We start from the raw sequence: 243 nt of genomic DNA on the forward strand, positions 1-243 counted from the left end.
GTGCAGGTTCAACAAAAGGTTCTGTTACTTTCCTAATATGTTTTACAAATATCAGGAATGACAGAATACTGATGATCAGAAAAGAAATGTTATAAGATGTTGTAAACAGCATAAAAAATACAATGCCCACTGACATTAGTATAATTCCTACAATATAAAAATGACCTTTTATCCTTACTTCTTTTTTCAACAATTTAATAAGGAACGGAACAGTGATAATTGTCATCATTGGAATGAGCAGAA

General features: G+C 30.0%; 1 pseudogene. It reads right to left on the reverse strand.

The window, feature by feature from the left end:
- Positions 1-243 (reverse strand): annotated as a pseudogene (locus AWV70_RS22235) (tetracycline efflux MFS transporter Tet(L)); the annotation flags it as partial.

Origin of the sequence: Sporosarcina koreensis (assembly GCF_001531445.1) — a bacterium.
GTDB classification, from domain to species: Bacteria; Bacillota; Bacilli; order Bacillales_A; family Planococcaceae; genus Sporosarcina; species Sporosarcina koreensis_C.